Origin of the sequence: Staphylococcus sp. GDY8P126P, assembly GCF_017891965.1 — a bacterium.
Taxonomy (GTDB): domain Bacteria; phylum Bacillota; class Bacilli; order Staphylococcales; family Staphylococcaceae; genus Staphylococcus; species Staphylococcus saprophyticus.
The window spans coordinates 310488-324270 of the sequence record NZ_JAESKG010000002.1 but is presented as its reverse complement, the minus strand read 5'-3'; the positions used below and the strand labels follow the sequence as shown (position 1 = coordinate 324270).

At 32.0% G+C, this 13783-nt stretch carries 14 protein-coding genes; 11 read left to right on the top strand and 3 right to left on the bottom strand.

The genetic code is table 11. The features are described 5' to 3' along the window. Positions 1-213: 213 nt before the first annotated feature. From nrdI to KA893_RS04075, 8 genes are all read left to right on the top strand, one after another. On the top strand, positions 214-612 hold the full coding sequence (gene nrdI / locus KA893_RS04110; RefSeq protein WP_041079714.1) for a class Ib ribonucleoside-diphosphate reductase assembly flavoprotein NrdI: 399 nt from the start codon (positions 214-216) through the stop codon (positions 610-612). Continuing rightward, on the top strand, positions 575-2680 hold the full coding sequence (gene nrdE / locus KA893_RS04105) for a class 1b ribonucleoside-diphosphate reductase subunit alpha (protein WP_037538966.1): 2106 nt from the start codon (positions 575-577) through the stop codon (positions 2678-2680). Before nrdI ends, nrdE begins: the two co-directional genes overlap by 38 nt. A 121-nt stretch (positions 2681-2801) precedes the next feature. Further along, complete coding sequence (gene nrdF / locus KA893_RS04100; protein ID WP_002483928.1) at positions 2802-3770, top strand: class 1b ribonucleoside-diphosphate reductase subunit beta; 969 nt, start codon at positions 2802-2804, stop codon at positions 3768-3770. Between the two features lie 413 nt (positions 3771-4183). After that, entirely contained in the window at positions 4184-5152 is a 969-nt protein-coding gene (locus KA893_RS04095; protein ID WP_069825728.1) for an ABC transporter permease, read from the top strand. Further along, the gene (locus tag KA893_RS04090) at positions 5142-6101 is read left to right on the top strand and encodes an iron chelate uptake ABC transporter family permease subunit (RefSeq protein WP_002483925.1); all 960 of its coding nucleotides are present in this window, start codon (positions 5142-5144) and stop codon (positions 6099-6101) included. Before KA893_RS04095 ends, KA893_RS04090 begins: the two co-directional genes overlap by 11 nt. Further along, positions 6098-6898, top strand: coding sequence for an iron ABC transporter ATP-binding protein (locus KA893_RS04085; RefSeq protein WP_069821753.1), 801 nt, complete (start codon positions 6098-6100; stop codon positions 6896-6898). The genes KA893_RS04090 and KA893_RS04085 overlap by 4 nt, the downstream gene beginning before the upstream one ends. A 103-nt stretch (positions 6899-7001) precedes the next feature. Then, positions 7002-8048, top strand: coding sequence for a ferrated catecholamine ABC transporter substrate-binding lipoprotein SstD (locus KA893_RS04080; RefSeq protein ID WP_041079713.1), 1047 nt, complete (start codon positions 7002-7004; stop codon positions 8046-8048). Positions 8049-8254: 206 nt separating this feature from the next. After that, complete coding sequence (locus KA893_RS04075; RefSeq protein WP_041079712.1) at positions 8255-8581, top strand: PH domain-containing protein; 327 nt, start codon at positions 8255-8257, stop codon at positions 8579-8581. Between the two features lie 113 nt (positions 8582-8694). Here KA893_RS04075 and KA893_RS04070 read toward each other — a convergent pair whose 3' ends face one another. From KA893_RS04070 to KA893_RS04060, 3 genes are all read right to left on the bottom strand, one after another. Beyond that, positions 8695-9009 (bottom strand): CHY zinc finger protein, encoded by a 315-nt coding sequence (locus KA893_RS04070; RefSeq protein WP_011303643.1) that lies wholly within the window; start codon positions 9007-9009, stop codon positions 8695-8697. A gap of 11 nt (positions 9010-9020) precedes the next feature. Next, positions 9021-9947 (bottom strand): UDP-N-acetylmuramate dehydrogenase, encoded by a 927-nt coding sequence (gene murB / locus KA893_RS04065; RefSeq protein ID WP_041079711.1) that lies wholly within the window; start codon positions 9945-9947, stop codon positions 9021-9023. A 160-nt stretch (positions 9948-10107) separates the two neighbouring features. After that, the gene (locus KA893_RS04060) at positions 10108-10626 is read right to left on the bottom strand and encodes a GrpB family protein (protein ID WP_041079710.1); all 519 of its coding nucleotides are present in this window, start codon (positions 10624-10626) and stop codon (positions 10108-10110) included. Between the two features lie 127 nt (positions 10627-10753). Here KA893_RS04060 and KA893_RS04055 point away from each other — a divergent pair, with 127 nt between their 5' ends. The 3 genes from KA893_RS04055 to KA893_RS04045 all read left to right on the top strand — a co-directional run bounded on the left by KA893_RS04055 (position 10754) and on the right by KA893_RS04045 (position 13619). Beyond that, positions 10754-11647, top strand: coding sequence for an EMYY motif lipoprotein (locus tag KA893_RS04055; protein ID WP_194375959.1), 894 nt, complete (start codon positions 10754-10756; stop codon positions 11645-11647). A 154-nt stretch (positions 11648-11801) separates the two neighbouring features. Beyond that, positions 11802-12122: a bacillithiol system redox-active protein YtxJ gene (gene ytxJ / locus KA893_RS04050; RefSeq protein ID WP_011303640.1), complete on the top strand. Its 321-nt coding sequence runs from the start codon at positions 11802-11804 to the stop codon at positions 12120-12122. Positions 12123-12497: 375 nt separating this feature from the next. After that, complete coding sequence (locus KA893_RS04045; RefSeq protein ID WP_002483917.1) at positions 12498-13619, top strand: glycerate kinase; 1122 nt, start codon at positions 12498-12500, stop codon at positions 13617-13619. Positions 13620-13783: the final 164 nt, after the last annotated feature.

Here is a 13783-nt window from a genome sequence, read left to right as displayed (position 1 = left end):
ACGTTTAATCATGACAAATCAAGCATTAATGCTTAATTATTGAGTTTTTACATAATCACATATAGTTAAAAGAAATCACTATATATTGTGGTTACCCAATATGTGCGCTACGGTTACTTATAATACATTTAAAATATAAATACGATGAAAGTACTATTTAATAACGTCAAAGTGAACTTAATAACATACTAGTATTAGAAAGAAGGTGATCCAATGAAGGTTGTTTATTTTTCATTCTCTGGTAATGTACGTAGATTTATTAAAAAAGCAGAAATTACTAACACTATGGAAATTACTCAAAATAATTGTACTGAGAAGATTGAAGAACCATTCATCTTGGTCACTGGAACGATAGGTTTTGGAGAAGTACCACAACCAGTTCAGTCATTTTTAGATATAAATCATGATTTACTAAGAGGCGTTGCAGCTAGTGGAAACCGCAATTGGGGACAAAACTTTGCGAAAGCTGGACGATTTATCTCGGAAAAATATCAAGTTCCTTTACTAATGAAATTTGAAGTTCAAGGTACACAAAATGATATTAGCGAATTTAAAGATAAGGTGGGACAGTTCAATGAAGATTATGGACGAGAAGAAATACAATCATATTGAGTTAAATAACGAAGTAACGAAACGTAAAGATAATGGCTTTTTTAATTTAGAAAAAGATCAAGAGGCGCTTGAAGTTTATTTAGAAGAAATTCAGGATAAAACAATTTATTTCGACACTGAAATTGAGCGTTTGCGCTATCTCGTTGACAATGACTTTTATTTTGATTTGTTTGCAAAATATTCAGAAGCTGATCTACAAGAAATTACAGATTATGCTAAAAGTATTCCGTTTAAATTTGCAAGTTACATGTCAGCAAGTAAATTCTTTAAAGATTACGCACTTAAAACAAACGATAAAAGTCAATATCTAGAAGATTATAAGCAACACGTAGCGATTGTTGCACTTTATTTAGCTAATGGCCATAAAGCGACTGCCAAACAATTTATTTCAGCAATGGTGGAACAACGATATCAACCAGCGACACCAACATTCTTAAATGCTGGCCGTGCACGTCGTGGAGAATTAGTATCTTGTTTCTTACTAGAAGCGGATGATAGTTTAAACTCTATTAATTTTATTGATTCAACTGCAAAGCAATTAAGTAAAATTGGGGGCGGCGTAGCCATTAATCTTTCTAAACTACGTGCGCGTGGAGAAGCAATCAAAGGAATTAAAGGTGTAGCGAAAGGTGTGCTACCTGTTGCAAAATCTCTTGAAGGCGGCTTTAGTTATGCAGATCAATTAGGTCAAAGACCTGGTGCAGGTGCTGTTTATTTAAATATTTTTCATTATGATGTGGAAGAGTTTTTAGATACGAAAAAAGTGAACGCCGATGAAGATTTACGTTTATCAACGATTTCAACTGGTTTAATTGTGCCATCTAAATTCTTTGATTTAGCAAAAGAAGGAAAAGATTTCCATATGTTTGCACCGCATACCATTTATAAAGAATACGGTGTAACGTTAGATGACATTAATTTAGATGAATACTATGATGAACTTGTTGCAAATCCTAATATTGATAAAAAGAAAAAAGATGCACGTGAAATGTTAAATACGATTGCACAAACACAATTGCAATCTGGTTATCCTTATTTAATGTTCAAAGATAATGCAAATAAGGTACATGCTAACTCAGACATTGGCCAAATTAAAATGAGTAATTTATGTACTGAAATTTTCCAATTACAAGAAACGTCTATCATTAACGATTACGGTACAGAAGATGAAATTAAACGTGACATTTCATGTAACCTTGGTTCTTTAAACATCGTTAATGTTATGGAATCAGGCAAGTTTAAAGATTCAGTTCATACAGGTATGGATGCATTGACAGTAGTGAGTGATGAAGCAGATATTCAAAATGCGCCAGGCGTTAGGAAAGCCAATAGAGAGTTACATTCTGTAGGTTTAGGTGTAATGAATTTACACGGTTATCTAGCTAAAAATAAAATTGGTTATGAATCAGAAGAAGCTAAAGACTTTGCCAATATTTTCTTTATGATGTTGAATTATTATTCTATAGAACGCTCTATGGAAATCGCTAAAGAAAGACAAGAAGTATACAAAGATTTTGAACAATCAGACTATGCTAATGGTAAGTATTTTGAATTTTACACTTCACAAACATTTGAACCTAAATATGAAAAAGTACGCAAATTATTTGATGGTTTAGAAATTCCGACACCAGAAGATTGGAAAGCACTGCAAGAGCAAGTGGAAACAAACGGTCTTTTCCATGCATATCGCTTAGCGATTGCACCGACACAAAGTATTTCATATGTCCAAAATGCTACGAGTTCTGTAATGCCAATCGTTGATCAAATCGAACGTCGTACGTATGGTAATGCGGAAACATTCTATCCAATGCCATTCCTATCACCAGAAACAATGTGGTATTACAAGTCAGCATTTAATACGGATCAAATGAAATTAATTGATTTAATCTCAACGATTCAAACGCATATTGACCAGGGTATCTCTACAATTCTTTATGTTAATTCTGAAATTTCTACGCGTGAATTATCAAGATTATATGTATATGCGCATCATAAAGGTCTAAAATCTTTATACTATACACGTAATAAATTATTAAGTGTAGAAGAGTGTACAAGTTGTTCAATTTAATAAATGAAATGTAAACGTGCAAAGTGAACAGCGGTGTTATGAGGCAGCCTTATCCAATGGTTAGATTAGGCTGCATATCACTGCTTAATTAAATATTTACTGGATAGGGGACGATAACTAAATGAAAGCAGTCAATTGGAATACGCAAGAAGACATGACGAATATGTTTTGGCGACAAAATATTTCACAGATGTGGGTAGAAACTGAATTTAAAGTATCTAAAGATATTGCAAGCTGGAAAACATTAACAGATCCTGAAAAAGAGGCTTTTAAAAAAGCATTAGCTGGTTTAACAGGATTAGATACACATCAAGCTGACGATGGCATGCCATTGATTATGTTACATACTACGGATTTAAGAAAAAAAGCCGTTTATTCATTTATGGCAATGATGGAACAAATCCATGCTAAAAGTTATTCACATATCTTTACAACGTTACTACCTTCCAGTGAAACAAACTATTTATTAGATAAATGGGTTATTGAAGAACCACATTTAAAATACAAATCAGATAAAATTATCAATAATTATCATAAATTATGGGGTAAAGAAGCTTCAATTTATGATCAATATATCGCACGAGTATCAAGTGTGTTCTTAGAAACATTTTTATTCTATTCAGGTTTCTATTATCCGCTTTATCTTGCTGGGCAAGGTAAAATGACGACTTCTGGAGAAATCATTCGTAAAATCTTATTAGATGAATCTATTCATGGTGTATTTACTGGTATGGATGCTCAATCTTTACGTAATGAACTTTCAGAAAGTGAAAAGCTGCAAGCAGATCAAGAAATGTATAAATTATTAGATGATTTATATAAAAATGAGGTAGCTTATACGCATTCACTTTATGATGATATTGGTTTAGCTGAAGATGTATTAAACTATGTGAGATACAATGGTAACAAAGCATTATCTAATTTAGGATTTGATCCGTACTTTGAAGAACGTGAATTCAATCCAATTATTGAAAATGCTTTAGATACAACGACTAAAAACCATGACTTCTTTTCAGTTAAAGGTGATGGTTATACATTAGCGTTAAATGTAGAAGCATTAAAAGATGAAGACTTCGTTTTTGACGAGTAGAAGCACTATTAATTATAAAAATGTCATGATGAAAGTACAATTTTAAGCAAGCATTAGTCAACCGTATATAATAAGTGAAAAGCCGAGACATTATGTCTCGGTTTTTTTACTTATGGATAAAATAAACAGGCATGATATTTAAATAGAGATATACATTATATAAAGTCCATTAGAATAAAATTACATAAAAATGAACAATTAAAATAAAAAAGTGTGTTTTTCAAGGTGTGATATTAAATATAACGCTATACATATATAGATTGTATTTAAATACTTTTGTTTAAATTGCTCAAGGCTATTGAATTTACCATTAAAAATGGTAAAATTTTATTATAGGTATTGATAATGATTATCATAACCAATGTAGTTTGAGCATCGCATTTTATAGTGGAAGGGTTAGAGGTAGGTCATTTATGAAATTTTTATTAAATGGTATTGTCTTAGCTATTATATTACTGGTACTTACAATCCTTTCTTTATTTATAGGCGTAAGCAAGGTATCAATTATAGACATTTTCCATCTTACAGAATCACAGATGAATATTATTGTTTCAAGTAGAATTCCGAGAACGGTTAGTATCATCATATCGGGTAGTACGTTAGCGCTAGCTGGTTTAATTATGCAACAAATGATGCAGAATAAATTTGTCAGTCCTACTACTGCTGGAACGATGGAATGGGCGAAACTAGGTATTTTATTATCAATGATTTTCTTTCCACAGGAGAATATCATTATAAAGTTAATTTTTGCAGTAGTTTTAAGTATTGCAGGTACTTTCCTTTTCGTTAAATTAGTACAATATATTCGTTTTACAGACGTCATTTTCATACCACTATTAGGCATCATGTTAGGTGGTATCGTATCAAGTTTTGCAACATTTATCGCGTTGAGAACCAATACAGTACAAAGTATAGGAAATTGGTTAAATGGTAACTTCGCCATTATTACAAGCGGTAGATATGAGATTTTATACTTAAGCATTCCTTTATTAATACTTACATATATATTCGCCAATCATTTTACTATTGCTGGTATGGGGAAAGATTTTAGTAATAACTTAGGAGTCAATTATGAAAAAATAATTAATATAGGATTGTTTATCACGGCTACGATTACAGCACTGGTTGTTGTAACTGTAGGCACGTTACCATTCTTAGGGCTTATTGTTCCTAATATTGTCTCAATTTTTAGGGGAGACCATCTGAAAAATGCATTGCCGCATACAGCGATGCTAGGTGCTATATTTGTAATGTTTTCTGATATTTTTGGCAGAATCATTGTATATCCATATGAAATTAATATCGGTTTAACGATTGGGGTCTTTGGCACTGTTATTTTCATAATCTTGTTAATGAAAGGACGACATAATTATGCAAATTAGTGCTAAGTCTAAATTATTTACGTTAATAGCAATTACTGTGGTTATCGCGGGATTGTATCTCATTATAGGTATTGATTTCGAAATATTCCAATATCAATTTACAAGTCGTTTGCGTAAATTGATCCTCATGATTTTAGTAGGTGGTGCCATTGCTGCGTCTGTCGTTATTTTCCAAGCGATTACCACGAACAGACTTTTAACACCATCTATTATGGGGTTGGACGCTGTATATATGTTTGTAAAAGTATTGATTGTTTTTGTATTCGGAGTACAATCCGTATTTGTTACAAATCTATACATTAGCTTCCTTATATCACTCATAGTCATGATTGGTTTTTCATTATTATTATTTCAAGGCATTTTTAGAATCGGAAATGTTTCAGTCTATTTAATATTACTTGTTGGTATTATTTTAGGCACATTCTTTAGAAGTATCACAGGCTTTTTAGAATTAATTATCAATCCAGAAGATTTTTTAGCTGTACAAAGCGCAATGTTTGCTAATTTTGATGCGTCAAATACGAAATTGGTCACTTTATGTGGTGTGATACTTATCATTTTAATTATGATTACTGTATACGCAATACCTTATTTAGACGTGTTGCTACTAGGTCGAGATCAAGCTATCAATTTAGGGATTTCTTATCAGACATTAACACGTATTTTATTAATTCTAGTTGCAATTTTGGTGTCTATTTCAACGGCATTAGTAGGACCAATTACATTTTTAGGGTTACTGACAGTAAACTTGGCTCATGAATTAATGAAAACGTATCAACACAAATATATTTTACCGGCAACCATTTGTATAAGTTGGATAAGTTTGTTTTTAGCGCAAGCAATTGTAGAGAATTTCTTTCAAGCAACAACGCAAGTTAGTATCATCATTGATTTAGTAGGTGGCAGTTACTTCATTTATTTATTAATTAAAAGGAGACATGCGAATTGATACGAGTACAAGGGCTTAATAAAACGATACAAGATAAAGTGATTTTGCAAGATATTGATGTAGAGATACGCAAGGGACGACTTACATCGATGATAGGGCCTAACGGTGCAGGTAAAAGTACGCTATTGTCTGCTATTACACGATTAATTGACTTTGAAGAAGGTACCATCGATATAGAGGGCAAAGCGATTACAGATTATAAAAGTAATGACTTGGCTAAAAAACTATCAATTTTAAAACAATCTAATCATACAGAATTGAATATAACGGTTGAAGAGTTGGTTAAATTTGGACGTTTTCCTCATTCCAAGGGGCGTTTGAAGCAAGAAGATAGAGATCAAGTTGAGTATGCACTCGAGTTATTACATCTTACTGAAATTAGAGGTCGTTATTTAAAAACACTTTCTGGTGGACAGCGTCAACGTGCTTATGTAGCAATGACTATTGCTCAAGATACGGATTATATTTTACTTGATGAACCGTTAAATAATATGGATATGAAACATTCAGTTCAAATTATGCAAACTTTGAGAAGATTAGCCAAAGAGTTGGATAAGACGATTGTAGTCGTTATTCATGATATTAATTTTGCCTCTTGCTATTCAGACGATATTATTGCTTTGAAAGATGGCCAACTTGTTAAGGCAAGTACGAAAAATGAAGTCATCCAAACAGATATTTTAAAAGAATTATATGATATGGATGTCAAAATTGAAGAGATTCGTGGACAACGTATTTGTATTTATTACGATGAAGTGACCGAAGTGCCGGAATTATCATTTGCACAGTCGATGTAAGATGATGCGTGGACTTTGAAGGGAGTGATGCAACCGTAACGTTGTTAAACTTTTAGGGACATAGAAGGTAGTACATATTAAAAATTCAGGAGGAGTTAAGCACATGAAAAAGTTAGGATTATTATTAGTAGTTGGGTTAATGTTTTTATTAGTAGCATGTAGTAATGGCGGATCAGAAGATAAAAAATCTTCAGACACTGATTCGAAGAGTAAAGATTCAAATGAAACTGTAAAAATTGAAAATAATTATAAAGCAAATGGTGAAAAGCGTGATGGTAGTGATGCCAAGACTGTTAAAGAAACAGTTGAAGTGCCTAAAAATCCTGAAAAGGCAGTTGTTTTAGATTATGGTGCATTAGACACAATGAAAGAACTTGGTCTTCAAGATAAAGTTAAAGCGCTTCCTAAAGGTGAAGGTAACAAGTCATTACCTGATTTCTTAAGTGATTTCAAAGATGATAAGTATTTAAATACTGGTAGTCTTAAAGAAGTTAATTTCGATAAAATTGCAGAAGCTAAACCAGACGTAATATACATATCTGGACGTACAGCAAATCAAAAAAACCTAGATGAATTTAAAAAAGCAGCACCTGATGCAAAAGTTGTTTATGTTGGTGCAGACGATAAAGATGAATTGAATTCATTGAAGAAAAATGCAGAAAATCTAGGGAAAATTTATGATAAAGAAGATAAAGCTAAATCATTAAATAAAGAATTAGATGATAAAATTGCTAGTATGAAAGAAAAAACAAAAGATCTAAAAAATGATAAAGCATTATTCTTATTAGTTAATGAAGGTGAATTATCAACATTTGGTTCTGGTGAACGTTTCGGTTCGATGATTTTCGATACAATGGGCTTCACTCCTGCAGATGATAACATTAAAGATAGCCAACATGGTCAAAACGTTACAAATGAATATATTGCTGAGAAAGATCCAAGTATTATTTTCGCAATGGACCGTGGTCAAGCAGTAAGTGATAACGCTACAGCTAAAAAAGCATTAGGTAATGACGTTATTAAAGATGTTAAAGCAATCAAAGACAATAAAGTGTATGAATTAGATCCAAAACTTTGGTATTTTGCTAGTGGATCAACAACAACAGCGATAAAACAAATCGATGAAGTTGAAAAAGCGATGGAAAAATAAAAAAGCATTAAAATGTGGGGATATTGATTGAAAAAAGCGTCTGGAATTTATTCTAGGCGCTTTTTTGTTGAAAAGAAAATAAGTTAAAACGTTAAATTATTCATCACTATCATACTAATGTTATAATATTTTTATCATCATACTTTCGAGTAAATATATAAATGCTAGATAGAGCGTTTTAAAGAAATAGTAGGGGGACAAAGTACATGATATTAGATAATGTAAATCCAAATGATTTATTTCCAACTGAGAAAAAAGGACCAACTGTTCTAGGCACAGTAGAGTATTCAGTACAAGGTTCGACTGAATTTGAGGGTGCTTTTATAGCTACAAATGAGAGAATCATTTTAAATGTTGATATGAACGGTGAATTTTATTATAGAAGTATTGCATATAATGAAGTTGAAAAAATTGAATATGATGGAGAAAAAATTAATTTCACTTTTAACATTGGGCCTATGCCTATGAAAAATATTCAAAAAGGTGACGTTGCTACATTTGTACAATATGTTAGTGATAAAATTGACCAATAGTTCACTGGGAATATGAGATACAAACAAATAAAGAAATAACAAAAAGCGTAGATGCACACCATGGAATCTACGCTTTTTAATATGACAAAATTAAGTTTTATATCGTTTCTTTATTAAATTTCAAAGTATAAATGATAATGATACTTACAGCGATTATTAAAATGGGCATCGCATTTTGGACAAGCTTCTATCATCATGTAGTCATTAATTGTCATTTCATGATTACAGACACCACATAAAATAGCTTTTTCGTGAAATTCATTTGCTTGCCATCGCTGAATCTTATGTGATTCATGTTCATTGTGGCATTTATAACAAGGATAGTATTTATTACAACATTTAAACTTAATGGCAATAATATCTAAAGGTGTTTGATAATGTGTACAGCGTGACTCATTATCTACAGTGGATCCATATACTTTTACCATAGTGATTTCTCCTATTGTTCATTGAGTGGGTGTTCTCCAATAATTCTAACTTCAGGGTGCAGCTCAACATCAAATTTTTCTTGTACTATTTTTTGAACGTAATGAATTAAATCTTCATAATCTGTTGCCGTTCCTTTATCTACGTTAACCATAAAGCCAGCATGTTTTGTTGAAACTTCAACGCCACCAATGCGATGACCTTGCAAATGAGCATCTTGAATCAACTTACCAGCGAAATGACCAGGCGGACGTTGGAATACACTACCACATGAAGGATACTCTAGTGGTTGTTTTGATTCTCTTCTTTCTGTTAAATCATCCATAGAAGCTTGTATTTCTTGTTGATCGCCAGGTGCTAAGGTAAAGGCAGCTTCTAATACAACGAGATGTTCTTTCTGAACAATACTATTACGATAGTCCAACTCAAGTTCTTTATTGGTTAACGTGATTAATTCACCTTTGTTATTAACGCAAAGTGCATAATCAATACAGTCTTTTACTTCACCGCCATAAGCACCAGCATTCATAAATACAGCGCCACCGATGGAACCGGGTATGCCGCATGCGAATTCAAGACCAGTTAAGCCATGGTCTCTTGCAGCACGTGAAACATCGATGATTGCAGCGCCACTACCTGAAATGATAGCATCGTCGGACACATCAATGTAATCAAGTGAAAGTAAACTAATCACAATACCGCGAATACCACCTTCACGAATAATAATATTAGACCCATTACCTAAATACGTCACAGGTATATCATGTGTGTAAGCATAATGCACAATGGCTTGCACATGTTCGTTGTGGGTTGGGGAAAGATAATAATCGGCTTTACCCCCTGTTTGAGTGTATGTATATTTTTTTAGAGGTTCATCAATTTTAATAATTTCTTCTGGGACAAGTGCTTTTAATTCTTTTAAGATGTCATCCTTATGCAACTATAGAACATCCTTTCCTGTTGAATTCATTTATTCATTATACCAATGATTTGGAGTCTTTGCTAAATACTATGGTAATTAATTTTGTTAAATTATTAATACAATGATTATCGTGTGTTTAATATTGATGTGAGGCTATATTTCATAATCCATATTTAAGTTAATTTACTGTGTGAGAGAATGAATCAAATAATTGTTGTTTCTTATTTTCATATGCGCGTATAGATCGAACTTCATTAGCTAACATCAATTTCTTAGAACCAAATTGTGTAGCGGTGTGTTGATCATGAGACAATTGATGATGCGTTTGAATATACGCTTTGTATAGGTTAGAATCTTTTTGAATAATATGTAAACGTGCTATTTGTTTTAAATCTATTAAATTATTAAATTGTGCCATAATTACTTTTTTCTTATATGAATGGTGTAAACGATAAAAACCTTCATAATTCAAACGTTTTTCATCCAAAGCGGTGATATCATGTAAATTATCTACGCCTACTAATATATCTAAAATGGGTTCAGTAACGTAATTGAAATGTGATGTTCCACCGATATGAAGTGTAGTTTTAACAGGTGTGTCGAGCAGGTTAAAAAGCATTTTTTTCAAATTTTGATATTGCTCTGCAAAATAATTATCTTTGTCCTCAGAAATAAATGCTTGGATGTTTGAATTCATATAGGTTGTTCACTCCTTTCTTTATTGTGATATAACTGTTAAACTGTAAATTCTGAAATAATATATCACATATTATTTTCAAGTTAAATAAGTTTCTGTATAATACTGAATGATAAGGAGTGCAGAAATGAAAAAATTACTTTGCATTGTTTTGTTGTTTGGCTTTGTGATAACCCTTGGTGCATGCGGTAATGAAGGTGCTAACGAATTCAAAGATTTTGATAGCTCACTGAATGATGTGAAAAATAAGGAAAAAGAACTTAATCATGTCATGGATGACATTTCATTGAAGCAATTAGATGATTTAAGTAAAACAGATACGACTGATAAGGATAAAAAAGCATTTAATAACTTGCAAAATAACATTAATCGCAAATTAATCCCTAAGTTAGAGGAATATGAGACAGCAGCTAAAAAATTACCGGCAGGATCTGAAGAAACGAAAAACTTAAAATCTACCTACTTAAAGTCAGTCAAAGATAAGAAAGCAGCTATTAACGATTTGAAAGTATTTGTTGATTTATGCAATCAAGCAATTAAAGCAAATGAAGATATTTTAGAATATACGAAGTTATTTGAGAAAAGTAGATCTCAAGTTGAAGCGCACATGCAAGACGCAAATGATGCAGGCGCACGCACAGATGTTAATAATTTCAAACATAAATTAGAAGAAAACAACAAAGAACTGAGACATACAGCAGAAAAAGAGTTGGATTCAACAGATTCAGCTAAAGTTAAGCAATCGATTGAAAAAGACATCATGCCTTTAATTAATAAACAAATTAAAGATTTAAACAAAGCTGAAATTACGAATAACTATGTAAATAGTGCGCGTAAAAATGCGATTGAAATGTATTACAGCTTGCAAAATTATTATGAAACACGTGTAGAAACGATTGATATTAGTGATGAGTTATCAAAAATAGATCATAAAACTTTACCTAAAGAAAGTGAAGATTTAGAAAAATATGATGCCGTATTTGATAAACAATATAACAATATAAAAGAAGACTATAATTAACAAAGAAATTTGTATTGTTATAAAAATTTAAATAAACGGTTAACAACAAAAAGAGTATTGTGTATAATTGGAAACAATGATATGAGTATATCGTGGAGATTTCACACTTTTTGAAACAATTTGGGTGTGTTAAATATTTTTAGAGGTGAATAGAATGGCTATAAAGCTGAGTTCGATTGACCAGTTTGAGCAAATTATAAAAGAAAATAATTATGTATTTGTATTGAAGCACAGTGAAACGTGCCCAATTTCAGCAAATGCAATGGATCAATTTAATAAATTCTTATATGAACGTGATATGGATGGTTATTATTTAATTGTGCAACAAGAAAGAGACTTATCGAATTATATAGAAGAAAAAACAAATGTAAAACATGAATCGCCACAAGCATTTTATTTTGTTAAGGGACAGGCGATTTGGAATGCGAGTCACAGTGATATTAACGTTACGACTTTAGCTAACGCTGAAGAGTAAAACATAACAGAATATGCAAAAAAACGCTTGTTAACCGCTTCTCTAAATGAAAGTGATTAGCAAGCGTTTCTTATAATGTGAAAAATGTTCATCTGACATGTATAATAAATAGTTGAATATGAAATATAGACTACTACTTTATTGGGAATGACTATATGTGGCTACTTATAGATACAGGTAGTGAGGTTGGGATAGCGAACACATGCTATAAATAGACTTCGCAGACGATGGCCAACATATTTATCTGTTGCCTACTTCATTAACCAAGACCACAAATTTTTGTGGTTCAATCTGGTTGAAAATGACTTTATAATAGTTTATGTTTCATTATACAAAAATACAAAAATGAATTGATAAAATACTTGAGGTGACAATATGAAAGTTTTAGTGGCGATGGATGAATTTAATGGAATTATTTCGAGTTATCAAGCAAACCGCTATGTGGAAGAAGCGGTAGCAAGCCAAATTGAGAAAGCAGATATCGTTCAAGTGCCATTGTTTAACGGACGCCATGAATTAATGGATTCTGTCTTTTTATGGCAATCAGGAACCAAATATAGAGTGCCTACACATGATGCTGATATGAATGAAGTAGAAGCCATTTACGGTATTACAGATAGTGGTATGACTGTGATTGAAGGTAATTTATTTTTAAGTGGTCAAAAACCGATAAATGAACGCACGAGTTTTGGTATGGGTGAAATCATTGCTGATGCGCTTGAAAATGATGCAGACCATATTGTTATATCATTAGGCGGTATCGCAAGTTTTGATGGTGGTGCAGGCATGTTACAGGCCTTAGGTGCTAAATTTTATGATGATGAAGCTCAAGAAGTTGATATGCGTGAAGGTAGTCGTATGTTGAAGTACATTCGAAAAATAGATACTTCTGCATTAAACTCAAAATTAAAAGATGTTCGTTTTCAAGTAATGTCAGATTTTGATAGTAAATTATATGGTAAACATAGTGAGATTATGCAAACCTATGAAACTTATGGTTTAAGTAGAGAAAATGCAGCAGAAATTGATAATTTAATTTGGTATTTAAGTGAAATATTTAAAAGCGAACTCAAACTCGCGCTTGGACCGATTCAAAGAGGTGGTGCAGGAGGCGGTATTGCTGCAGTGCTAAAAGCGCTTTTTGATGCAGAAATTATGACAAGTCATGCATTAGTTGACCAAATAACACATTTAGATTCATTGATTAAACAGGCGGATTTAATTATTTTTGGAGAAGGTGTCAATGAAGAAGACCAAATATTAGAAACTACAACTGTTCGCCTTGCAGAGTTAGCTACGAAATATGACAAACCATCGATTGCAATTTGTGCAACACCAGATAAATTTGATTTATTTGAATCAATGGGTGTTACATCAATGTTTAATACATTTATTGAAATGCCTGAAAGTTTTACTGATTTTAAAATGGGGATTCAAATTAGACATTATACAGTTCAGGCAATTAAATTACTGAAAACACAATTCAGTACAAATTAAACGTAAAGTGAAACAAGCATATCTTATTTTAAGTCGTATAAACTACCATTTATAGCAATTTAATCAGGAACTAATACTTAGATTAGTTGCATAATGGGGCGTATACTGACAGGATGTATATTTTAGATATGTGGCCATGTTCAAAGTAATAAAAATAGAGCTAA

What these genes read in the sequence shown, in the direction of transcription:
- KA893_RS04070 (WP_011303643.1), bottom strand. Translation starts at nt 9,009, where the DNA reads ATGGTAAAAGTATATGGATCCACTGTAGATAATGAGTCACGCTGTACA.
- nrdE (WP_037538966.1), top strand. Translation starts at nt 575, where the DNA reads ATGAAGATTATGGACGAGAAGAAATACAATCATATTGAGTTAAATAAC.
- nrdF (WP_002483928.1), top strand. Translation starts at nt 2,802, where the DNA reads ATGAAAGCAGTCAATTGGAATACGCAAGAAGACATGACGAATATGTTT.
- KA893_RS04095 (WP_069825728.1), top strand. Translation starts at nt 4,184, where the DNA reads ATGAAATTTTTATTAAATGGTATTGTCTTAGCTATTATATTACTGGTA.
- KA893_RS04060 (WP_041079710.1), bottom strand. Translation starts at nt 10,626, where the DNA reads ATGAATTCAAACATCCAAGCATTTATTTCTGAGGACAAAGATAATTAT.
- KA893_RS04080 (WP_041079713.1), top strand. Translation starts at nt 7,002, where the DNA reads ATGAAAAAGTTAGGATTATTATTAGTAGTTGGGTTAATGTTTTTATTA.
- ytxJ (WP_011303640.1), top strand. Translation starts at nt 11,802, where the DNA reads ATGGCTATAAAGCTGAGTTCGATTGACCAGTTTGAGCAAATTATAAAA.
- KA893_RS04075 (WP_041079712.1), top strand. Translation starts at nt 8,255, where the DNA reads ATGATATTAGATAATGTAAATCCAAATGATTTATTTCCAACTGAGAAA.
- KA893_RS04045 (WP_002483917.1), top strand. Translation starts at nt 12,498, where the DNA reads ATGAAAGTTTTAGTGGCGATGGATGAATTTAATGGAATTATTTCGAGT.
- nrdI (WP_041079714.1), top strand. Translation starts at nt 214, where the DNA reads ATGAAGGTTGTTTATTTTTCATTCTCTGGTAATGTACGTAGATTTATT.
- KA893_RS04055 (WP_194375959.1), top strand. Translation starts at nt 10,754, where the DNA reads ATGAAAAAATTACTTTGCATTGTTTTGTTGTTTGGCTTTGTGATAACC.
- KA893_RS04090 (WP_002483925.1), top strand. Translation starts at nt 5,142, where the DNA reads ATGCAAATTAGTGCTAAGTCTAAATTATTTACGTTAATAGCAATTACT.